Raw genomic sequence first — 19769 nt, forward strand, 5'->3', positions numbered from 1 at the left:
GGTCCATCCCTCGCGGGCGAGCGCGGCCCCGGCCCGCGCCGCATGGGCCGCCCCCGCCGGCGCCGCGCGCAGCATGGCGCGGCAGAGGCAGAGGAACGGCGTCTCGTCCTCCAGGGCGGCGGCCGCCGCCGGGCGCGCGGCCAGTAGGGCGGGGATGACGCGCTCCGGCCGGCGGTTCGCCGGCAGGTTGGCCTGGTCGGCGGGGGAGGGGCGGGTCAGTGTGGGCATGGTCATCGGCAAGATCTCCCTGTCCTGCGCGGTGCCGGGGCACCGGGCGGAGGGGCAAAGGGCCCGTCGAGGCGGGCGGCGTGGCGTTTGAGGGGCTCCAGATAGAGCAGCCGCCGCGGCGGGCAAGGGCCGCTGCGATCTTTTCGGGCCCACGGGCCGTCTCCGGGGTCACATCCGATGACGGGGTGTTACAGCCGCCCCGGCTGGCGGCCCGTCCCGTGTTAGGCCCGGCGCCAGGCCCGGTCCAGCAGCAGCAGCGCGCCGCCGCCGATCAGCCCCCAGAAGGCCGCGCCGATGCCGAAGATGCTGAGGCCCGAGGCCGTGGTGGCGAAGGTGAGCGCCGCCGGCAGCCGCTCCCGCTCGTTGGCGAGCGCCGAGGTCAGCGCCCCGGCGAGGCTGCCGAGCAGCGCCAGTCCCGCCACCGCCTGGATCAGCAGCGGCGGCGAGGCGGCGATGAAGGCGACCGCGAAGCCCGCCCCGAGCCCCAGAAGGATGTAACAGAGGCCGCCCACCACGGCGGCGATCCAGCGCCGGGCCGGGTCGGGATGCGCGTCCCGGCCGGCGCAGAGCGCGGCGGTGATGGCGGCGAGATTGACGGACTGCGCGCCGAAGGGCGCGATCAGGGCGCTGACCAGCCCGGTGGCGGTGAAGATCGGGCCGGGCGCCGGGTTGTAGCCATTGGCGTGCAGCACGGCCAGGCCGGGAACGTTCTGCGAGGCCATGGTGACCAGGAACAGCGGCAGGGCGATGCCGATGGCGGCCCCGGCGGTGAAGTGCGGCGTCACCGGCAGCAGCGCCGGCAGGCCCTGCGCCAGCGCGCCCTCGGGCAGGGGGGTGGCCAGCAGAATCATCCCGACGGTGACGAGCACCGCGACCGGCACGGCATAGAGGCGCGCGAAGCGCCAGGCGAGGGCCCAGGCCAGGACGATCGGCAGGGCGAGGGCCGGCATGGCGCCGACGGCCCGCATCGGCGCCAAGCAAAGTTCGAGCAGAACCCCGGCCAGCATGGCATTCGCGAGGCTGGGGGGGATCGACGCCACCCGGCGACCGAAGGGGCGCCACAGCCCGGCCGCCAGGATCAGCAGGCCGGTCAGCATGAAGGCTCCCACCGCCGCGGGAAAGCCGCCCTCCGGCGCGCCGGTCGCCACCAGCAGCGCGGCGCCCGGCGTCGACCAGGCGATCACCACCGGCATGCGGTGGCGCAGGCTCAGCAGGATGGCCAGCACGCCCTGCGCCAGGCAGAGGGCGAGCAGGCCGGAGGTGGCCTCGGCCGGGCTGGCGCCGACGGCGGCGAGGCCGGCCAGCACGACGGTGAAGGAACTGGCGAAGCCGACCACCGAGGCGAGGGCGCCCGCCACCACCGGCTGAATCGCGTTGCCCCGCTCGTGCTGCTGCGTCATCGCTCGCTGTTCCCGACTCATCGCTGGAAGTCGGATGGCAGACTAACGTAATATTGGATCCAATCAACGACCGGATATTGGATCCTCCATTGCCGAAGCCGCCATCGCCGCTCGACGCCCTCCGCCCCAGCCTCGCCTTCCGCTGGCGCACCGCGACCGAATTCGTCGAGGCCACGCTGAAGGCGGCAATCCTGGACGGCCGCCTGCCCGGAGGGACGCCGCTGCGGCAGGAGGAACTGGCGGCGCGCTTCGGCCTCAGCCGCATGCCGGTGCGGGAGGCTCTGCGGCAGCTCGAGTCGCAGGCGCTGATCGACGTGCTCCCGCATCGCGGCGCCGTGGTCACCGAGATCTCCGCCGCCGACGCCGCCGATACCTACGCCATCCGCCGCGCCCTGGAGCCGGCGGCGCTGCGCCTCTCCATCCCGCGCCTCTCGGACCACGCCCTGCGCGACGCGGCGGCGCTGATCGACGAGATGGACGCGGAGCAGGAGGCGGGGCGGATGGGCCTGCTCAACCGGCGCTTCCACATGACCCTCTACGCCGCCGCCGGCCATCCGCGCCTGCTGGCGCTGGCCGAGCAGCAGCTCATCGCCTTCGATCGCTACCTGCGCTTTCATCTCGCCAGCCAGGGCCGCGCGCATATGGCGCAGGAGGATCACCGCGCCATGCTGGAGGCCGCCCGCGCGCGGGACACCGGCACGGCCGTCGCCGTGCTGGAGCGGCATCTCGATACCGCGGCGGGGACCATCGCGCGCTTCTTCGCCACGCGCGGCGGCGTCACCGAAGCTTCATGAGGCTGTCATCGCTCTGACGCGGAGTCTGGTGTCCTTCCGCGCCGCGGCACCCCTGCGCCGTTCCTGCCAGGAAATTAGAGACATGCCTGACGACCACAAGCCGATCGAGATCGAGGATATCGGCAGCAACCCGTCGCCGCGCGAGCCGATCGGCGCGCTGATCGAGCGCCGCCTCTCGCGCCGCGCGGCGCTGCGCGGACTGCTCGGGGCCGGCGCCGCGGCGACGCTCTCCGACCAGCTGCTCGCCGCGGCGGTCCCGGCGGCGGCCCAGCCCGCCCCCGGCGGCGCGGCCTCGCCGTCCAGCCTCGGCTTCCGCGAGATCGCGCACCGGATGGACGAGCGCGACGCGGTGCCGGAAGGCTATGAAATCCAGACCGTGATCCGCTGGGGGGACGCCGTCCTGCCCGACGCGCCGGCCTTCGATCCGCTGCGCCAGACCGCCGCCGCGCAGGCCGCGCAGTTCGGCTACAACAACGACTATGTCGACTTCTTCCCGCTGCCGCGTGGCAGCCGCGGCGCCGAACACGGCCTGCTCGCGGTCAATCACGAGTATACCGATCCGCAGCTGATGTTCGCCGGGCTGCGCGAGGAGAAGGACGGCAAGGCGGTCAGCCTCGGCGAGGGCGCGCGCCGGCGGCTGTCGCGCGAGCAGACGATGATCGAGCTGGCCGCGCACGGCATGAGCATCGTCGAGATCCGCCGGCAGGACGGCCGCTGGGCGCCGGTGCGCGACAGCCGGCTGAACCGCCGCATCACCGGCGAGACGCCGATGCGCGTCAGCGGTCCCGCCGCCGGCCATGCGCGGCTGCGCACCTCGGCCGACGCGGAGGGCCGCCTTGTCCTCGGCACGCTGAACAACTGCGCCGGCGGCAACACGCCCTGGGGCACGGTCATCACCTGCGAGGAGAACTTCAACCAGTATTTCGGCGGCGCGGCGGCCACGACCGGCGCGCAGGCGGCGATGTACAAGCGCTACGGCATCGTCGGCGAGGGCAGCTATGGCTGGAGCCGCCATGTCGATCGCTTCGATCTCGACAAGGAGCCGAACGAGCCGAACCGCTTCGGCTGGGTGGTGGAATACGATCCCTACGATCCGCAGTCGGTTCCGGTGAAGCGCACCGCGCTCGGCCGCTTCAAGCATGAGGGCTGCACGCATGCCATCGCGCCGGATGGCCGCGTCGTCTTCTACATGGGCGATGATGAGCGCTTCGACTATGTCTACAAGTTCGTCACCGCGCGCGCCTGGAACCCGCAGGACCCGGCGGCCAATCGCGACCTGCTCGACGAGGGCACGCTCCATGTCGCGCGCTTCCATGAGGATGGCCGCATGGAATGGCTGCCGCTGGTGCACGGCCAGGGCCCGCTGACCGCCGCCAACGGCTTCGACAGCCAGGCCGAGGTGCTGATCGACACGCGCCGCGCCGCCGACCTGCTGAAGGCGACGCCGATGGACCGGCCGGAGGATGTCCAGGCCAATCCGGCGAACGGCCGCGTCTATGTCATGCTGACCAACAACACCCGCCGCAAGCCGGAGCAGGTGGACCCCGCCAATCCGCGCGCCGCCAATGCCAGCGGACATGTCATCGAGATGATCCCGCCCGGCGCCGATGCGGGACAGGCCGACCACGCCGCGCCGGAGGGCCGCTGGGAGATCTTCCTGATCGGCGGCAGGCCGGGCGTCGATGCCGGGGCGCAGTACCATCAGGGCACCAGCCCCGAGGGCTGGCTCTCCTGCCCCGACAACTGCACCTTCGACAGCAAGGGCCGCATCTGGATCGCGACCGACGGCGCGCCCTCGACCCACGGGGTCGCGGATGGCCTCTACGCCGCCGACACGACGGGCGAGGGGCGGGCGCTGACCCGGCTCTTCTACCAGGCGCCGACCGGGGCCGAGGTCTGCGGGCCCTGCCTGACGCCGGACGACACCACGATGTTCCTGGCGATCCAGCATCCGGGCGACGACAAGGGCGCGAGCTTCGAGGAACCCTCGACCCGCTGGCCGGACTTCCAGCCCGGCATGCCGCCGCGCCCGGCGATCATCGCCATCACCCGCAAGGGCGGCGGCGTGATCGGGAGCTGAGCCGGGCGGCTTGATCCGGGGGGGTGGCGGGGCAATCTCATGGTCATGAACCGCCCCGCCACCCCGTCGCGCCCGGCCCCGGCCGGCCCGGTCACGCCCCCCGGCCTCGACGCCCTGCTGCCGAGCGGCCGCGAGACCCTGCGCCGCCTTGGCGGCCTCGGCCTGCTGATCTGCTCGCTCTGGATGGTCGCCGTGCTGGCCTTCATCCGCTCGGTCATCGGACTTTTCACGTGAACGCCCGGACCGACCCGCTGGCCCGGCTGACGCGGCAGTTGCGGCGGCTGCGCGGCACGGTGCTGGTGGTGCTCGCCATGCCGCTGGCGCCGGCCCTGCTGTTCAACCTGCTGGGCGGCGATGAGAGGCGCCTGGTCGGCACGCTTCTCGGCCTCGGCCTGGCCGGGCTCGCGCTGCGCGACCTGCGGCGCGGCCGCATCCGCCGCGCCGCCGTGCTGACCGGCCTCGCCACCGGCCTCGCCGCGCATCTGGCGGCGCTGGTGCCGGGGCTCGGAGCGGTGGTCCTCGGCCTGATGGCGGGCTTCGGCGCGCAGCTGCTCTATGCCGATGCGCCGCCGCCCGAGCCCGTCCTGCCTCCGGCGCCGCCCGCGCCTGATCCGCTGGCGGTTCCTCGCGCGCGGCTGACGGGTCTGCAAGCGTCCGATCCACGCCTGCGGCCGGCGACGCTGGCCCTGGGCGGCCTGCTGGCCGAGCTGGACCGGCGCCCCGGCACCCTGCCCGAGGCGCGCCGCTTCCTCAACCTGCAGCTCGACGGGCTGGAGCGGATCGCCACCCGCCTGCGGGCCGGCGCCACGCCGCCGGAGAGCCTGCCCGCCCTGATCGACGAGATGGCGCGGGGCAGCGGCGCGATGCGCGAGAAGCTGGTCCATGCCGAGAACGAGGCGCTCGAGATTCAGGTCAAGGTGCTGGCCGAGCGCCTGCGCGAGGAAGGTTACGCATGAGCACGACGCGCCCCCCCGAAGTGAGCGAGAGCCGCGCCATCCCCGCCGAGCGCGTCGATAGCCTGGCCGCCGCGATCGACCTCGCCGATCCCGCCACCATCCTGCGCTTCGGCACCGAGGCGCAGAACCGCGCCACCGCCGCGGCCGATGCCATGCTCGGCGCGGCGCGCAATCAGGCGACGGGCGAGGCGGGCGAGGCGTTGTCCGGCCTGCTCTCCACCCTGCGCGGCTTCGACGTGACGCAGCTGTCCGAGAAGCCGGGGCTGATGGGCCGCCTCGCCCGGCTGGCGGGCCGGGGGCAGACCCAGGCGCTCGCCATCGTGCAGCGCTACGAGGGGGTGCGCGGCCAGATCGAGGCGGTGGGCGACCGCCTGGACCAGCATCGCACGCGGCTGCTCGAGGATGTCGAGCGGCTGGAGCGGCTCTACGACGCGACGCTCGACTGGTTCCACGCCCTGGCCGAGCACATCGCCGCCGGCGAGGCCGTGCTGGCGCGCACCGATGCCGAGGCCATCCCCGCCGCCGAGCGCGCCGCCGCCGATCCCGCCGATCCGGTGGCGCCGCAGAAGCTGCGCGACCTGCGTGCCGCGCGGGACGAGCTGGACCGCCGCGTGCACGACCTGCGCCTGACGCGGCAGGTGGCGATGCAGTCCCTGCCGGGGATGCGGCTGATCCAGGAGAACGACAAGGCGCTGGCGGCCAAGATCCATTCGGTGCTGGCCAATACCGTGCCGCTCTGGCGCACCCAGCTGGCCCAGGCCCTGGCCATCCAGAACATGCGCGAGGCCGGCTCCGCGGTCCGCGCCGCCACCGACCTGACCAACCAGCTGCTCACCGCCAATGCCGAGACGCTGCGCCAGGGCAATGCCGAGGCGCGGGTCGAGCTGGAGCGCGGCGTCTTCGACATCGATGCGGTGCAGCGCGCCAATGCCAGCCTGGTGGCGACGCTGGAGGACAGCCTGCGCATCGCCGAGGAAGGCCGCCAGGCGAGGCAGCAGGCGACGCGGGAGCTGGCGAAGGCCGAGGCGGAGATCCGCCGCGCCCTCAGCGCGTCGCGGCCGGGCGGGGGCGCGCCCCCCGGCGCCCCGGCCCGGCGGTAGGCGCCTCACGCGGCCTCGCCGGAGAAGGCGGCCGTCAGGAAGTCCAGGAAGACGCGGACGCGGTGGCTGACATGCCGCTTGCTGTGGTGCACGGCATAGATGCTCTCGTCCATGCGCGCCTCCTCCGCCGGGAAGAGGCGGACGAGGCGGCCCTCGGCCAGCTCGGTGGCGACCTGGAACTCCGCCAGCCGGGCGATGCCGACACCCGCCAGGGCCAGCGCCAGCAGCATCTGCCCCTGATTGGCGGTCACGCTGCCGCTGGCGCGGATGCGCTGCAGCGAGTCCTCGCTGTCGCGGAAGGCCCAGGTGCTCCAGGGCATGCGCTTGTTGAAGTTGAGGCATTCGTGCCGCGCCAGCTCCTCCGGCGCGGCGGGCGCGCCATGCTCGGCGAGGTAGCGCGGCGCGGCGCAGATGACCCAGCGCATGTTGACGATGCGGCGCGCCACCAGGGAGGAATCGGGCAGCTCGCCGATGTAGAGCGCCACATCGACACCGCCTTCCAGCAGGTTGCCGGCCTCGTTGCCGAGGACGAATTCCAGCCGCAGGTTGGGATGCAGCCGCCGGAAGGCGGGGACCAGCGGCGCCAGCCGGTGGATGGCGAAGGTCGGCATGGAGCGAATGCGCAGCACCTCGCCGGGCAACACCCCGGTGAAGGCGATCGCCTCCGCCTCCTCCACCGCCTCGAGGGCGCGCCGGGCGGCGGGGTAGAAGGCCTCGCCCTCGGCGGTCAGGGTCAGGCTGCGCAGCGAGCGGTTGAACAGCACGACACCCAGCCGGTTCTCCAGCCGCGTCATCATCTTGCTGATGGCCGAGGGGCTGAGGGAGAGGCTGCGGCCGGCGGCGGAGAAGCCGCCATCCTCCACCGAGCGGACGAAGGCGACCATCTCGGCGACACGATCCATGGCATTCACCTGTGACGGACGTTCACACCAGTTTGGAAGTCTTGGAAATTGTGCCCCGGGGCGCAAGCCCCCTAGGGTCATGGCCATGCCAGCCGGCCGCCGTCCCGTGACGGTGGTCCGGGCCAAGAACGTCCAACGATGCAACGACAAGATCAGGGAGCAGCGTCCCCATGGCATCTCTCGCGCCAGGACAGAGCCGGCCCGCCGCGCCATCGGCGGCGGCGACCTATGATGCGGTGATCATCGGCGCCGGCTTCGCCGGGCTGTACCAGCTGCTGACGCTGCGGGACAAGCTGGGGCTGAAGGCCCGGGTGCTGGAGGCGGGCGATGGCGTCGGCGGCACCTGGTACTGGAACCGCTATCCCGGTGCCCGCTGCGATTCCGAAAGCTACTACTACTCCTATTCCTTCTCGGACGAGGTGCAGCAGGAATGGAGCTGGAGCGAGCGCTATCCGGAGCATGGCGAGATCCGCCGCTACCTCAACTTCGTCGCCGACAAGTTCGACCTGAAGCGCGACATCCAGTTCAACACCCGTGTCGCCAGCGCCGAGTATGATGCGGCGGCGAATCTCTGGCGGCTGCGGACGGAGGCCGGCGAGAGCCTCTCCGCCCGCTTCCTGATCACCGCCGTGGGATGCCTCTCCTCGGCCAATATCCCGAACATCGCGGGCCTCGAGCGGTTCTCCGGCCAGTGGTACCACACCGGCCGCTGGCCGCAGGAGGGCGTCGACTTCACCGGCAAGCGGGTCGGCCTGATCGGCACCGGCTCGACCGGCATCCAGGCGGCGCCGGTGATCGCGGCGCAGGCGGCGCATCTCACCGTGTTCCAGCGCACCGCGAATTACAGCATCCCCGCCCGCAACGGCCCGGTGGGCCCGGAGGAGCTGCGCGAGATCAAGGCCAACTACGCCGCCATCCGGGAGAAAGCGCGCGGCTCCATGAACGGCCATCCCTTCGACATCGCCGAGGATTCCCCGCTCGATCTGGACGAGCCGGCGCGGCTGGCGCGCTACGAGGCGGCGTGGGAGAGGGGCGGGCTGCGCTTCCGGGCCGCCTTCCGCGATCTCCTGACCAACAAGGCGGCCAACGACACGGCCTCCGACTTCATCCGCGCCAAGATCCGCGCCATCGTCCGCGATCCGCGCGTGGCGGAGATGCTGACGCCGAAGGACCATCCCTTCGCCACCAAGCGGCCGCCGATCGACACCGAGTACTTCGAGACCTTCAACCGCGACAACGTCACGCTGGTGGATATCAAGGCGACGCCGATCGAATCGATCACGCCCACCGGCATCCGCACCAGCGAAGCGGAGTATCCGCTCGATATCATCGTCTTCGCCACGGGGTTCGACGCGATGACGGGGCCGCTGCTGGCCATCGACATCCGCGGGCGGGACGGGCTGTCGCTGCGCGAGGCCTGGTCGGCCGGGCCGCGCACCTATCTCGGCCTGCAGGTCGCGGGCTTCCCCAACATGTTCACCATCACCGGGCCCGGCAGCCCTTCGGTGCTGACCAACATGCCCGTCGCGATCGAGCAGCATGTCGACTGGATCACCGCCTGCATCGGGCACATGCGCCGGCAGGGGCTGCAGCGCATCGAGGCGCGGCCGGAGGCGGCGGAACGCTGGGTGGCGCATGTGAACGAGGCCGCCAACGCCACGCTGCTGCCCCTGGCCAACAGCTCCTGGTATCTCGGCGCCAACGTGCCGGGCAAGCCGCGCGTCTTCATGCCTTACGCGGGCGGCATGGCGAACTACGCGCGCCGCTGCGCCGAGGTGGCGGCCAATGACTATGAGGGCTTCGTGCTGGCGCGCTGAGCCGCCGGCGGCACGAGACCTTGGCCGGGAGGCGGCGGCGACCGCCCCCGGCCGTCCATGGGAGGAGGAACCCCATGCCAGCCCTTCATCCGGATGTCCTCGCCGTGCTCCGGGCGGCGCGGGAGGCCGGCAGCAGGCCTTTCGAGACGCAGACGCCGGCGGAAGCGCGCGCCGCCCATCTGCAACGCGCGCGCGTCCTGCAATCGCCGGGCCCATGGCTGCCGGAGGTGAGGGATCTGGTGGCGCGGAGCGGGGAGGGGCCGCCCGTGCCGCTGCGGCTGTACCGGGGTGGCGCGGCGCCGGAGAGTGGGCTCTCGCCCTGCCTGGTGTTTCTCCATGGCGGCGGATGGGTGCTGGGCGGGCTGGAGACGCATGATTCGCTCTGCCGCCAGCTCGCGCACCACCTCGGCGCCTGTGTGCTGGCGGTGGATTACCGGCTGGCGCCGGAGCATCCCTATCCGGCGGCGCTGGAGGATGGTCTGGCGGCGCTGCGCTGGCTGGCGGCGGAGGCCGGGGCCCTCGGCATCGACCGCACGCGCATCGCCGTCGGTGGCGACAGCGCGGGGGGCAATCTGGCCGCCGTGCTGGCCCTGATGGCGCGCGATGGCGATGCGCCGGCGGTCGCCTTCCAGATGCTGCTCTACCCCGCCGTCGACCTCGCCATGACCGGCGAGAGCTACGAGCGCTTCCGCGACGGGCTTCCGCTCACGGCGGCGACGATGCGCTGGTTCATCGACCACTACCTGCCGCCGCCTCTGGACCGCACCGACTGGCGCGCCTCGCCCGCGCGGGCGGCGAGCCTGCGCGGCGCCGCCCCGGCCCTCGTGCTCACCTGCGGCCACGATCCGCTCCGCTCGGAAGGGCAGCTCTATGCGGCGCGGCTGGAGCGGGAGGAGGTGCGTGTCACCGCCCTGCATCTCGCCGACCAGATGCACGCCGTGCTCAGCATGGATCGTGTCATCGCGCCGGTGGGCGAGGTCATCTCCTTCGCGGCGGGGATCCTGAAACGCGCCTGGTGAGAGCGGCGCCGAACATGTTGACGCCATGGAACGGCGACAGCCACCATGACGGAAAATCAACGAAGAAACGACCGAGATGGGCGCGAAGCCCGCCGGCAACAGGGAGAACGGGAATGTTCAAGAGTGCAAAGCAGGTGGGGCGGCGCGCCCTGCTCGCCGGCGCGGCGACCGGTGCGGCCGTGCTGGCCTCGCCGCGCATCGCCGGCGCCCAGGCCAAGGTGATCCGTGTCGGCATGCCGACGATCCTGTCGGGCCGCGTGGCCATCCTCGGCACGTCCAGCCGCTACGCGGTGCAGTATGCCTTCGCCCGCATCAACGAAGCGGGCGGCCTGGGCGGACGCACGCTGCAACTGGTGGAGCGGGATTCCAAGGGCCGCCCGGACGAGGCCGCCAAGGTGACGCGCGACCTCATCAACAATGACGGCTGCGAGATCATCATCGACGGCGAGGCGATCTGGTCAGCTTCATCGAGCAGAGCAACCTCTACCGCCTCTTCGCCAGTATCGCGCTGCGCTCCTCCTCCCTGGGCGACCCGCCGGTGCCGACCGCCATCAGGCAGCTGCGATCGACGCCTATCTCGGCACCGATCATCGTCTCGCCGTGGCGGAGGGCTGAGACATGGCTTCCCCCATCCTCGAGGTGCGCGGCACGGACGTCTTCTACGGCGCCAGCCAGATCCTGTTCGGCATCGACCTGTCCGTCGGCCGTGGCCAGACCATGGCGCTGCTCGGCCGCAACGGGGCGGGCAAGAGCACCACCTTCAAGGCCATCGCCGGGATCGCGCCGCCGCGCCGCGGGCAGGTGATGCTCTCCGGCACCAGCCTGGCCGGCAAGGCGCCCTACCTCGTGGCGCGAGCCGGCGTCGGCTATGTGCCGGAGGACCGCCAGGTTTTCCCGGAGCACACGGTCGAGGACAATCTGATCGTCGGCGCCAAGGCCGGCCCGCGCGGCGACCGGCACTGGACCACCGAGCGGATCTACGAGGTCTTTCCCATCCTGGTCGGGATGCGCCGGCGCATGGCGGGGCGCCTCTCGGGGGGTGAGCAGCAGATGCTCACCATCGCCCGCACCCTGATGGGCAATCCCGACATCCTGCTGCTCGACGAGCCGAGCGAGGGGCTCGCGCCGCTGATCGTCCAGGCCATCGGAGCCCTCATCCGGCAGCTTCGCGAGATGGGCGTCACCATCCTGATCGCGGAGCAGAACATGCATTTCTGCCTCGGCGTCGCCACCCATGCGGCGGTGATCGACAAGGGGCAGGTGGTCTACAGCGACACGATCGAGGCGCTGCGCGGCGATGATGCCGTCAGGCAGCGCTATCTGGCGGTCTAGGGCGGGCCCATGGACATGCAACACGGGAGAGGCGTCGCAGGATGACACGGGATGAGGGGCGCGGCCGCGTGGCGCTGGTGACCGGCGCGGGAAGCGGGATCGGCCTGGCCACGGCCGGCGTGCTGGCGGCGCGCGGCTGGCGCGTGGTCCTGGCCGATCTCAACATCGGGGCGGCCCGCGCGGCGGCGGAGACGCTGGGCGCCGAGGCCGTCGCGCTCGATGTCACCGACGCCGCGGCCACCGAGGCCGTCTTCGCCGATGTCGAGGCGCGGCTCGGGCCGCTGGAGGCGCTGGTGGCCAATGCCGGCCTGATCCAGCCCGGGGATCCGCCGGAGCGGCTGGCGCTGGAGGAGTTCGACCGCGTCATCGCCGTCAATCTGCGCGGCGTCTATGTGTCCTGCGTCGCCGCCGGCCGGCGCATGGCGGCGCGGGGACGGGGCGGGATCGTCGTCACCGGCTCGATCACCGCCAGTCGCACCGCGCCGCTGCACGCCTATGCGCCGTCCAAGGCGGCGGCGGTGCATATGGCGGCCTGCCTGGCCGCGGAATGGGGCCGGTCCGGGGTGCGGGTGAACGCGGTCTCGCCAGGCTATGTCGCGACGCCGCCGGTGCAGGCCGCCATCGAGCGCGGCCTGCGCGATCCCGCCCTGCTGGCCGAGGCCTCGGCGCTGGGCCGCATGGTGCGGCCCGAGGAGATCGGCGCGGCCGTCGCCTTCCTCCTCTCGGAGGACGCGGCGGCGATCACGGGCATCAATCTGCCGGTCGATGCCGGCTGGCTGGCGGGGGCGCACCTGACCACCTATGGCGGCCTGCGCCCCGCCCGCTGAGGCGCCCGCGCGCCGTCAGCGGTAGTGCAGGGCGCCGTTCACGTCGAGGACGGCGCCGGAGACATAGCCGGCGCCCGGGCTGACGAGAAAGGCCGCGGCGGCGGCGATCTCCTCCGGCAGGGCCATGCGCCGCAGCGGGTACTGCTCCGGCCGGTAGTCCCGGCCGGCCGTCATCGGCGTCTCCACCGGGCCCGGGGCAATGGCGTTGACCAGCACGCCCTGCGGCGTCCCGCGCCGTGCCAGCCAGCGCACGAAGGCATGGAGGCCGCCTTTGGAGAAGGCGTAGTGCGGCCCGGAGGCGACGCCTCCCATCCAGCCGGCGATGGAGCCGCAGAGCACGATCCGTCCCCGCCCGCGGGCCGCCATGCCGGGCAGGACGGCGCGCGTCAGGTTGATCGGGCCGCGGACATTGACATCCAGCACACTCTGCAGCGCCGCGTCCCAGTCCTCGTTCATCCAGTCGTCGGCGGGACAGATGGCGGCCATGTCGATCAGCGCGTCGATCTCCCCCGCCTCGCGGACCAGCCGCTCCACCGCGGCACGATCGCTGACATCCAGGCGGTGGCAAGAGAACGGCGCGTCCAGGGCGCCGACGTGGCCGGCGATCCGCTCGGACGATTCCCGGTCCGCCAGCACCAGCCGTCCGGCACCCTGCGCGGCGCAGAGCCGTGCCGTGGCGCCGCCGATGCCACCCGCGGCGCCGGTGATGAGGATGGTCTGGCCATCGAGCGAGAAGGGATGGCTGTCCGGCTTGGTCATGGTGATCGGCTTCCCCCTGTCGCGGGGTTGGTTCCCCGTCCACCCCGCATGGGACCGCCATGCATCGGGCCCGGCCACGCTAGGGCTTTCGCGCCGGGCCTAGCCAGAGGGAAGTCACAACGCCATTCCTCCGGTCTGCGGTGGCAGGCCAGGGCGGTTCGCGAGGATGACGGAGCAGGGCGGGAACTGGCGGATGGGGTGGGATTCGAACCCACGATACCCTTTTGAGGTATACACACTTTCCAGGCGTGCGCCTTCGACCGCTCGGCCACCCATCCAGCGCAGGGCCGGGGGTATAGCAGCCTTTGCCCGTCCGACAAGAGGGAAGAGCGCAGGCTCAGACTGGACGGGAGTTTTTCCGCAACCACCCAGCCCTTACGGGGGGCATTTGCGGACCCTCCCCGGGGGTGGCGCGAAGAGATACGCGCTGAACGCAGGAAGGACCCGCGATTTTTTCGGCCCGAAAACCCCGATTTTTCTTGCGGCCCGGGCCGCTGTGCCCCATATGCGCCGCCGTTGACCTGATCGACCCCGATCGCCCTGGTCATCTTCTGGTGGGAAGGAGCCCTCAAACCATGGACGCTCTCGTTTCTCCGCTGGGGATGGTTTCGGATAGCAGCCCGAGCGAAGCCCAGTTTGTTGACAGCCCGAACGGCGAGGCGAAGGACTACTTCGTCGAGCGCGACGGCGTGCGCTTTGCCGGCACGCACCTGATCGTCGATCTGTGGGGCGCGACCAATCTCGATGATCCCGCGCACATCGATTCCGTGCTGCGCGAGGCCGCGATCGAGACCGGCGCGACCATCCTGCACGGCCACTTCCACCACTTCTCCCCGAATGGTGGCGTGAGCGGCGTGCTGGTCCTGGCCGAGAGCCACGTCTCGATCCACACCTGGCCCGAGCGGTCCTATGCCGCGCTCGACATCTTCGTCTGCGGCATCTGCAACCCCTACAAGGCGGTGCCGGTGCTGAAGAAGGGCTTCCTGCCCGAGCGCGTTCAGCTCGCCGAGCACAAGCGCGGCCTGATCGGCTGACGCCAGCCTGTCACGTGACGAGGCCGGGGGCGGGATCCTAAGGTCCCGCCCTCTTCGCGTTCCACGAGGATACATCCCCATGCCGACCGATTCCTGGGTGAACGAGACCCTCTATCCCGAATGGGGGCAGCGCTTCCAGGTGAAGCGCGAGCTGGCCCGCGTCCAGAGCGACTTCCAGGACATCATGATTTTCGAGAGCTACACGCATGGCCGCGTGATGCTGCTCGATGGCGTGGTGCAGATCACCGAGAAGGACGAGTTCGTCTATCAGGAGATGCTGGCCCATGTGCCGCTGCTGGCGCATGGCGATGCCCGGCGCGTCCTGATCATCGGTGCCGGTGACGGCGGCGTGCTGAAGCGCGTTCTGCAGCACCGCAACGTCGAGAAGGCCGTGATGGTCGAGATCGACGGCGAGGTGATCCGGCTGTGCAAGGAGCATCTGCCCCACATCGGTGGCGAGGCCTGGAACGACCCGCGGGCCGAGGTGATCGTGGGCGACGGCATCGACTACGTCCGAAAGGCGCCGGCCGGCAGCTTCGACGTGGTGATCGTCGATTCCACCGACCCGATCGGCGTCGGCGAGGTGCTGTTCACCGACGAGTTCTATGCCAACGCGGCGCGGCTGCTGTCCGATCGCGGCCTGATCGTCAACCAGTGCGGCGTGCCGATCATGCAGGCCGAGGAACTGGCCGAGACGTCCGTCCGCCGCGGCAAGGCCTTCCCGGACATCTGGGCCTATGTCGCCGCCGTGCCGACCTATGTCGGCGGCTTCATGACCCTGGGCTGGGCGGCGAAGGATGCCACCCTGCGCCAGGTGGACAGCGCCACCCTCCGCGACCGCGCCGAGGCCGCCGGAATCCTGGGCCGGACGGAGTACTGGACGCCGGAGATCCATGCCGGCGCCTTCAACCTGCCGCCCTATATCAGCCGGCACCTGCCGCAGGGCTGAACCCGCTCACCGCTCCGCCAGCAGCCTCTCCAGGCGGCGGCGGAGACCTTCCAGCGGCGCGCGAACCTCCCCGCGCGCCCGCGCGGGCAGGGCCAGGGCGGCGAGGCACAGGCCACCGACCTCGGCCTCGATCCCACTGAGGTCGACAGCGCGCCGGCCCTGCCGCAGCCCCTCGGCCAGGGCCAGGGTGGCGTCGAGCGTGGCGAGGCCGGCCAGCACGGCGGGGAGGGCGGGGTCGTTCATGCCGCCATCCTCACCGCGATCCCCTAACACTTCGCTGCGACGGTGCGCCGTGCCTCCTTAACCCTTTCCTTGCCTCCTGCGGCGATCCTGCCACCCGGAAGCCAGGGGGCGGGATGGATGGAACTGACGCGGGCGCTGGAGATCTCGGTCCGCCGACTGCAGTCGGAGCGGCCGCAGTTGCTGGAACGCGCCCGCCGCGCCGCGCGCGAGCAGGGCGCATGGTCGCGGATCGTGCCGGAGGCGCCGGCGTGCGGGCCGGTTTCCCCGCCCGGGCACGCCCGGTCCCTGCGGACCAGCCTGGCCCTGGTCACGGAAGCCCTCGCCCTGCTGGCGGAGGATAGGGACTGACATCACCGCTTCGTGAGGATATCATCCGGTCATGAAGCGCCTTGCCGATCTGTGGCTCCTGGGAGAGCAGCGCCAGGGCGCCTTCGAGGCCCTGTTCGAGGCGCTTCCCGAAGCCGCGCTCCTGCTGGAGCGGTCGGGGCGGGTCCGCGGCGCGAATCCGGCTCTTCGCCGCGCCCTCGGCCCCGCCTATCCGGTGCAGGCCGGCATGGCGCCGGACGCCCTGTTCCAGCCAGATTCACGATCCCTGCTGACCCAATGGCTGGCCCGGGGCGGCGCGGCGCCGGCGGAGCTGCGTCTGATCGCGCCCGAGGGCATGCCCGGCCTGCCCGTGGCGCCGATCCGCCTCGGCCTGCCCGATGGCGGGGCGGTGCTGCTGCTGCAGGATCTGGCGCAGCGGCAGCTGATGGCGGCGAAGGTGGCCGAGGCCGAGAGGCTGCAGACGCTCGGCACCCTGGCGGGCGGCATCGCGCACGACTTCAACAATATCCTGGCCATCATCCTCGGCGCCGCCGAGGGCGCGGAGCGGCTTTCGGGCCCCGCGGCGGCGGCGGAGCTGCAGCAGATCCGCGAGGCGGCGGAGCGCGGCGGCGGGCTGGTGCGGCAGTTGCTCGCCTATGCCCGGCAGCAGGTCCTGGCGCCACGGCTGGTGCCGCTGAACCAGGCGGTCTCCGGTGTGGCCCGGCTCCTGACGCCGCTGCTGGGGCCTGACATCCGGCTGGAGCTGGCGCTGGAGAAGCCGGAGCGCACGGTGCGGATCGACCCGTCGGAGTTGGACCGGGTTGTCATGAACCTGGCGATGAACGCCCGCCAGGCCATGCCGACGGGTGGCAGGCTGCGACTGGCCACCGGCCGGCAACTGCTGCTGCAGGCCTTGCCGGCGATGCCGGAACCGGTGCCGGCCGGACGATGGACCGTGCTGGAGGTCAGCGACTCCGGTCTGGGCATTCCGCCGGAGATCCTGCCGCGCATCTTCGAACCCTTCTTCACCAGCCGTGCCCAGCAGGGCGGAACCGGCATGGGTCTCGCCACCGTGCATGGCATCGTCCGCCAGTCGGGCGGCTACCTGACTGTGAGCAGCCGGCCAGGAGAGGGGACCTGCTTCCGCATCCTGCTGCCCCGCGTCGAGGAGGCCGCGCCCCAGGCCGTTGCCGATGGTGCGGCGGAAGGCCCGGTGCCATCCCCCCTGATGGCGGCGGGCGGAACAGCGGCACCCTTGCTGCTGGTCGAGGATGAGGGGCTGCTGCGGCAGCTCGCGGAGCGCAGCCTCCGCCGCGCGGGCTGGGAGGTGGTCGCGGCGCAGGATGCCGAGGCGGCGCTGGAGCTGGTGGAAGCCGGGCTCGCGCCTCGCGCCCTGGTATCCGATGTCATCATGCCCGGCATGGACGGCCTGGCGCTCTGCGGCTGGCTGCGGCATCGCTTCCCGGCCCTGCCGGTCCTGCTGACCAGTGGCTATGCGCCGTCCATGGTCGAGACGGGCGTGGAGGGCGAGGGTCTTCGCTTCCTGGCCAAACCTTATGCGCCGGCCCAGCTCGTGGAGGCGGTGAAGGCCCTGCTTCCACGCTGATCCTCTTGCGGAACGAGGCAGAAGCGAACATATAGGGAACTCGAAATCTGGGGCGGCAGAGAATTAAACCTGGGATTGAATAGCTCTCTGGGTTCACTGACGTCACAGGAAAATGATATCCTGGCCCTGCCTTATCGAATGCATCGCGCCGGGATAAGCACTGAACCGGTCAGTGTCTCCGATCCATATAGACAGCCGCTTGGCGAAGGGGTTCCAGAATGGACAAGAACAAGGCGCTCGATGCCGCGCTCAGCCAGATTGAACGGGCCTTCGGCAAGGGCTCGATCATGCGCATGGGGGCCAAGCAGCAGTCGGACGAGATCGAGGTCGTCCCGACCGGCTCGCTCGGCCTCGATCTGGCGCTGGGCATCGGCGGCCTGCCCAAGGGACGCATCGTCGAGATCTACGGGCCGGAAAGCTCGGGCAAGACGACGCTGGCGCTGCACGCCATCGCCGAGGCGCAGAAGCGCGGCGGCACCTGTGCCTTCCTTGATGCCGAGCACGCGCTGGACCCGGGCTATGCCCGCAAGCTCGGTGTCGATGTGGACAACCTGCTGATCAGCCAGCCCGATGCGGGCGAGCAGGCGCTGGAGATTGCCGACACGCTGGTGCGTTCCGGCGCGGTCGATGTGCTGGTGGTCGATTCCGTCGCCGCTCTGGTGCCGCGCGCCGAGCTGGAAGGCGAGATGGGCGACAGCCATGTCGGCCTGCACGCCCGGCTGATGAGCCAGGCGCTGCGCAAGCTGACCGGCTCGGTCTCTCGCTCCAACACGCTGCTGATCTTCCTGAACCAGATCCGCCTCAAGATCGGCGTCATGTTCGGCAACCCCGAGACGACGACGGGCGGCAACGCGTTGAAGTTCTATGCCTCCTGCCGGCTCGAGATCCGCCGCATCGGCCAGATCAAGGACCGCGAGGAAGTCACCGGCAACCAGACCCGCGTGAAGGTGGTGAAGAACAAGATGGCGCCGCCGTTCCGGCAGGTCGAGTTCGACATCATGTATGGCGAGGGCGTGTCCAAGGTCGGCGAGCTGCTGGACCTCGGCGTCAAGGCGGGCGTGGTCGAGAAGTCCGGTGCCTGGTTCAGCTGCGACAGCCAGCGCATCGGTCAGGGGCGGGAGAACGCCAAGCAGTTCCTGCGCGACAATCCGGCCATGGCCGAGAGCATCGAGCAGCGCATCCGCGCGCAGGCTGGCGTCGTCGCCAACAGCATGCTGGCGGGGCCCGAGGAGGAGGGGGACGCCGCGGCCGCCGAGTAGGGCGGAAGCGGCGCTGCCTCACGCAGTGGCGCGAGTCTGATAAGGGGCCCCGTGGGGCCCCTTGCCATGTCAGCGGCCCAGCAGGCCGCGCAGAATGTCGACTGGCCCGGGGGCGCGCGGGCGGCCGCCTGACGGCGCGGGGGATTCGGCCGGTACCGGGCCGGAATGGCCACCCCGGGCCACGCTCAGCTGCTGCGCGCAATCCGGCAGGCTTCCGGCGGGCCGGTCCGCCAGTTGCTGCGCCAGCCGCCCCAGGACCGAATCGCCGCTTTCCGCCTGCCGGCTCATCAACTCCCCCAGGATGCCGGCGGCCGCTTCGGGCACCCGCGCGGAATCGAGGCGGTAGCTGGGCGCCGCGAAACTGCCGCCCACCACCACCGGCGCCGTCAGGCCGAGGCCGCCCAGCCGGAGCTGCGGCAGCAGTCGCAACGCCAGCCGCTCCTGGCCCAGATCGATCTCGCCGCTGCCCACCACGTCGGCGAGGCCGGTCTCGATCAGCATGGCCTGCGGCCGGGCGATGCCATCACGCAGCTGCAGGCGGAGCGCCAGGCAGCGCAGCGCCGTTCCCGCCTCCGCCGGGGCGCCCGGCAGCATCAGGCGGCGCAACTCACCGCCCAGACGTTCCAGCAGGCGGTTCTCGATCTGCCCATTGGCCATGGCCAGTGCCAGATGACCGCTCAGCGTTCCAGCCAGGGACCGGAGATCTTCGCCCGCGCCCTGCAGATCCGCCTCCAGCTCCAGCAGGCCGCTGCCCTGGGGCGGCAGGCCATAGCCTTGCAGCAGCGGCCGGAGGTCGAGGCCGCCGCCTTCATGCCGCAGCGCCAGCGAGAGGCGGGGCGGGGCCGCAGCGCCATCGGCGGCCAGGCTGCCGGCCAGACGGCCGCCGGGCAGGCTGAAGGCCAGGGGGGCGATCCGGAGCTGCCCGCCCTCCAGGGCCAGATGGCCCTGGATCTGGCTGTAGGTCACGCCGCGCAGCCTCAGCTCTGCGATGTCCAGGGGTCCCTCGGCATCCAGCCCCCGTAGGCGCGCCAGCGGCAGGGGCAAGGCCGGGATCACGCGGCGCGGCCCGGCCTCGGCGGGCAGGGGCGGGCGGGGCGGAACCGCCGGGGTGCCGCCCGCCGGCTGGGGCGCGGCGGTACTCCGTCTCGATGCCGTCGA

20 protein-coding genes, 1 tRNA gene and 1 pseudogene are annotated in these 19769 nt (G+C 71.7%); 15 read left to right on the forward strand and 7 right to left on the reverse strand.

The window, feature by feature from the left end:
• Both ACVMLK_RS14270 and ACVMLK_RS14275 read right to left on the reverse strand, forming a co-directional pair.
• A partial coding sequence (locus ACVMLK_RS14270) for a hypothetical protein (protein ID WP_457486748.1) occupies positions 1–234 on the reverse strand: 234 nt, incomplete at its 3' end.
• A 215-nt stretch (positions 235–449) separates the two neighbouring features.
• Positions 450–1628, reverse strand: a complete 1179-nt coding sequence (locus tag ACVMLK_RS14275; protein WP_457486749.1) for a benzoate/H(+) symporter BenE family transporter — start codon at positions 1626–1628, stop codon at positions 450–452.
• An 89-nt stretch (positions 1629–1717) separates the two neighbouring features.
• Between ACVMLK_RS14275 and ACVMLK_RS14280 the strand changes: the two genes are divergently transcribed.
• The 5 genes from ACVMLK_RS14280 to ACVMLK_RS14300 all read left to right on the forward strand — a co-directional run bounded on the left by ACVMLK_RS14280 (position 1718) and on the right by ACVMLK_RS14300 (position 6558).
• Entirely contained in the window at positions 1718–2422 is a 705-nt protein-coding gene (locus ACVMLK_RS14280; RefSeq protein WP_457486750.1) for a GntR family transcriptional regulator, read from the forward strand.
• 82 nt (positions 2423–2504) lie between these two features.
• Positions 2505–4502 (forward strand): PhoX family protein, encoded by a 1998-nt coding sequence (locus ACVMLK_RS14285; RefSeq protein WP_457486751.1) that lies wholly within the window; start codon positions 2505–2507, stop codon positions 4500–4502.
• A gap of 45 nt (positions 4503–4547) precedes the next feature.
• Positions 4548–4736 (forward strand): hypothetical protein, encoded by a 189-nt coding sequence (locus ACVMLK_RS14290; protein WP_198364817.1) that lies wholly within the window; start codon positions 4548–4550, stop codon positions 4734–4736.
• Positions 4733–5458, forward strand: coding sequence for a hypothetical protein (locus ACVMLK_RS14295; protein WP_422924276.1), 726 nt, complete (start codon positions 4733–4735; stop codon positions 5456–5458). Before ACVMLK_RS14290 ends, ACVMLK_RS14295 begins: the two co-directional genes overlap by 4 nt.
• Positions 5455–6558, forward strand: coding sequence for a toxic anion resistance protein (locus ACVMLK_RS14300; RefSeq protein WP_198364819.1), 1104 nt, complete (start codon positions 5455–5457; stop codon positions 6556–6558). Before ACVMLK_RS14295 ends, ACVMLK_RS14300 begins: the two co-directional genes overlap by 4 nt.
• Positions 6559–6563: 5 nt before the next feature.
• Here the strand turns inward: ACVMLK_RS14300 and ACVMLK_RS14305 are convergent, their stop codons facing one another.
• Complete coding sequence (locus ACVMLK_RS14305) at positions 6564–7460, reverse strand: LysR family transcriptional regulator (RefSeq protein ID WP_457486752.1); 897 nt, start codon at positions 7458–7460, stop codon at positions 6564–6566.
• A 170-nt stretch (positions 7461–7630) separates the two neighbouring features.
• Between ACVMLK_RS14305 and ACVMLK_RS14310 the strand changes: the two genes are divergently transcribed.
• The 5 genes and pseudogenes from ACVMLK_RS14310 to ACVMLK_RS14330 all read left to right on the forward strand — a co-directional run bounded on the left by ACVMLK_RS14310 (position 7631) and on the right by ACVMLK_RS14330 (position 12455).
• Positions 7631–9277, forward strand: coding sequence for a flavin-containing monooxygenase (locus tag ACVMLK_RS14310; protein ID WP_457486753.1), 1647 nt, complete (start codon positions 7631–7633; stop codon positions 9275–9277).
• A 74-nt stretch (positions 9278–9351) separates the two neighbouring features.
• On the forward strand, positions 9352–10296 hold the full coding sequence (locus tag ACVMLK_RS14315; RefSeq protein ID WP_457486754.1) for an alpha/beta hydrolase: 945 nt from the start codon (positions 9352–9354) through the stop codon (positions 10294–10296).
• 233 nt (positions 10297–10529) lie between these two features.
• Positions 10530–10754: pseudogene (locus tag ACVMLK_RS14320) on the forward strand (ABC transporter substrate-binding protein); the annotation flags it as partial.
• A gap of 160 nt (positions 10755–10914) precedes the next feature.
• The gene (locus ACVMLK_RS14325; RefSeq protein WP_457486755.1) at positions 10915–11628 is read left to right on the forward strand and encodes an ABC transporter ATP-binding protein; all 714 of its coding nucleotides are present in this window, start codon (positions 10915–10917) and stop codon (positions 11626–11628) included.
• A gap of 41 nt (positions 11629–11669) precedes the next feature.
• Positions 11670–12455, forward strand: a complete 786-nt coding sequence (locus ACVMLK_RS14330) for an SDR family NAD(P)-dependent oxidoreductase (protein ID WP_457486756.1) — start codon at positions 11670–11672, stop codon at positions 12453–12455.
• Between the two features lie 15 nt (positions 12456–12470).
• Here the strand turns inward: ACVMLK_RS14330 and ACVMLK_RS14335 are convergent, their stop codons facing one another.
• Together ACVMLK_RS14335 and ACVMLK_RS14340 are read right to left on the reverse strand one after the other, a co-directional pair.
• Positions 12471–13214 carry an SDR family NAD(P)-dependent oxidoreductase gene (locus ACVMLK_RS14335; protein WP_457486757.1) on the reverse strand — a complete coding sequence of 248 codons (744 nt, stop codon included), beginning with the start codon at positions 13212–13214 and terminating at the stop codon, positions 12471–12473.
• Between the two features lie 187 nt (positions 13215–13401).
• Positions 13402–13492 (reverse strand) — tRNA-Ser (locus ACVMLK_RS14340).
• A 297-nt stretch (positions 13493–13789) separates the two neighbouring features.
• Here ACVMLK_RS14340 and speD point away from each other — a divergent pair.
• Both speD and speE read left to right on the forward strand, forming a co-directional pair.
• Positions 13790–14248: an adenosylmethionine decarboxylase gene (gene speD / locus ACVMLK_RS14345; RefSeq protein ID WP_198364830.1), complete on the forward strand. Its 459-nt coding sequence runs from the start codon at positions 13790–13792 to the stop codon at positions 14246–14248.
• 79 nt (positions 14249–14327) lie between these two features.
• A complete protein-coding gene (speE, locus tag ACVMLK_RS14350; protein WP_422924257.1) occupies positions 14328–15197 on the forward strand; it encodes a polyamine aminopropyltransferase in 870 nt (289 codons plus the stop codon).
• A gap of 6 nt (positions 15198–15203) precedes the next feature.
• Here speE and ACVMLK_RS14355 read toward each other — a convergent pair whose 3' ends face one another.
• Positions 15204–15440: a hypothetical protein gene (locus ACVMLK_RS14355; RefSeq protein WP_422924255.1), complete on the reverse strand. Its 237-nt coding sequence runs from the start codon at positions 15438–15440 to the stop codon at positions 15204–15206.
• Between the two features lie 117 nt (positions 15441–15557).
• On the opposite strand from ACVMLK_RS14355, the gene ACVMLK_RS14360 reads away from it, so the two are divergent.
• The 3 genes from ACVMLK_RS14360 to recA all read left to right on the forward strand — a co-directional run bounded on the left by ACVMLK_RS14360 (position 15558) and on the right by recA (position 18611).
• Complete coding sequence (locus tag ACVMLK_RS14360) at positions 15558–15788, forward strand: hypothetical protein (protein WP_457486758.1); 231 nt, start codon at positions 15558–15560, stop codon at positions 15786–15788.
• A gap of 31 nt (positions 15789–15819) precedes the next feature.
• Positions 15820–17352, forward strand: a complete 1533-nt coding sequence (locus ACVMLK_RS14365; protein WP_457486759.1) for an ATP-binding protein — start codon at positions 15820–15822, stop codon at positions 17350–17352.
• A gap of 218 nt (positions 17353–17570) precedes the next feature.
• On the forward strand, positions 17571–18611 hold the full coding sequence (recA, locus tag ACVMLK_RS14370) for a recombinase RecA (RefSeq protein ID WP_198364835.1): 1041 nt from the start codon (positions 17571–17573) through the stop codon (positions 18609–18611).
• Positions 18612–18680: 69 nt separating this feature from the next.
• On the opposite strand, the gene ACVMLK_RS14375 is transcribed toward recA, so the two are convergent.
• The coding region (locus ACVMLK_RS14375; protein ID WP_457486760.1) for an AsmA family protein at positions 18681–19769 on the reverse strand (1089 nt) is incomplete at its 5' end.

It is taken from the genome of Teichococcus aerofrigidensis (assembly GCF_054073225.1).

Excerpts from the sequence above, each read along its gene's own strand:
- ACVMLK_RS14335 (WP_457486757.1), bottom strand. The coding sequence starts at position 13,214 with ATGACCAAGCCGGACAGCCATCCCTTCTCGCTCGATGGCCAGACCATC.
- ACVMLK_RS14275 (WP_457486749.1), bottom strand. The coding sequence starts at position 1,628 with ATGACGCAGCAGCACGAGCGGGGCAACGCGATTCAGCCGGTGGTGGCG.
- ACVMLK_RS14305 (WP_457486752.1), bottom strand. The coding sequence starts at position 7,460 with ATGGATCGTGTCGCCGAGATGGTCGCCTTCGTCCGCTCGGTGGAGGAT.
- ACVMLK_RS14290 (WP_198364817.1), top strand. The coding sequence starts at position 4,548 with ATGAACCGCCCCGCCACCCCGTCGCGCCCGGCCCCGGCCGGCCCGGTC.
- ACVMLK_RS14355 (WP_422924255.1), bottom strand. The coding sequence starts at position 15,440 with ATGAACGACCCCGCCCTCCCCGCCGTGCTGGCCGGCCTCGCCACGCTC.
- ACVMLK_RS14360 (WP_457486758.1), top strand. The coding sequence starts at position 15,558 with ATGGAACTGACGCGGGCGCTGGAGATCTCGGTCCGCCGACTGCAGTCG.
- ACVMLK_RS14285 (WP_457486751.1), top strand. The coding sequence starts at position 2,505 with ATGCCTGACGACCACAAGCCGATCGAGATCGAGGATATCGGCAGCAAC.
- ACVMLK_RS14310 (WP_457486753.1), top strand. The coding sequence starts at position 7,631 with ATGGCATCTCTCGCGCCAGGACAGAGCCGGCCCGCCGCGCCATCGGCG.
- recA (WP_198364835.1), top strand. The coding sequence starts at position 17,571 with ATGGACAAGAACAAGGCGCTCGATGCCGCGCTCAGCCAGATTGAACGG.
- speE (WP_422924257.1), top strand. The coding sequence starts at position 14,328 with ATGCCGACCGATTCCTGGGTGAACGAGACCCTCTATCCCGAATGGGGG.
- ACVMLK_RS14365 (WP_457486759.1), top strand. The coding sequence starts at position 15,820 with ATGAAGCGCCTTGCCGATCTGTGGCTCCTGGGAGAGCAGCGCCAGGGC.
- ACVMLK_RS14325 (WP_457486755.1), top strand. The coding sequence starts at position 10,915 with ATGGCTTCCCCCATCCTCGAGGTGCGCGGCACGGACGTCTTCTACGGC.
- ACVMLK_RS14315 (WP_457486754.1), top strand. The coding sequence starts at position 9,352 with ATGCCAGCCCTTCATCCGGATGTCCTCGCCGTGCTCCGGGCGGCGCGG.
- speD (WP_198364830.1), top strand. The coding sequence starts at position 13,790 with ATGGACGCTCTCGTTTCTCCGCTGGGGATGGTTTCGGATAGCAGCCCG.
- ACVMLK_RS14300 (WP_198364819.1), top strand. The coding sequence starts at position 5,455 with ATGAGCACGACGCGCCCCCCCGAAGTGAGCGAGAGCCGCGCCATCCCC.
- ACVMLK_RS14330 (WP_457486756.1), top strand. The coding sequence starts at position 11,670 with ATGACACGGGATGAGGGGCGCGGCCGCGTGGCGCTGGTGACCGGCGCG.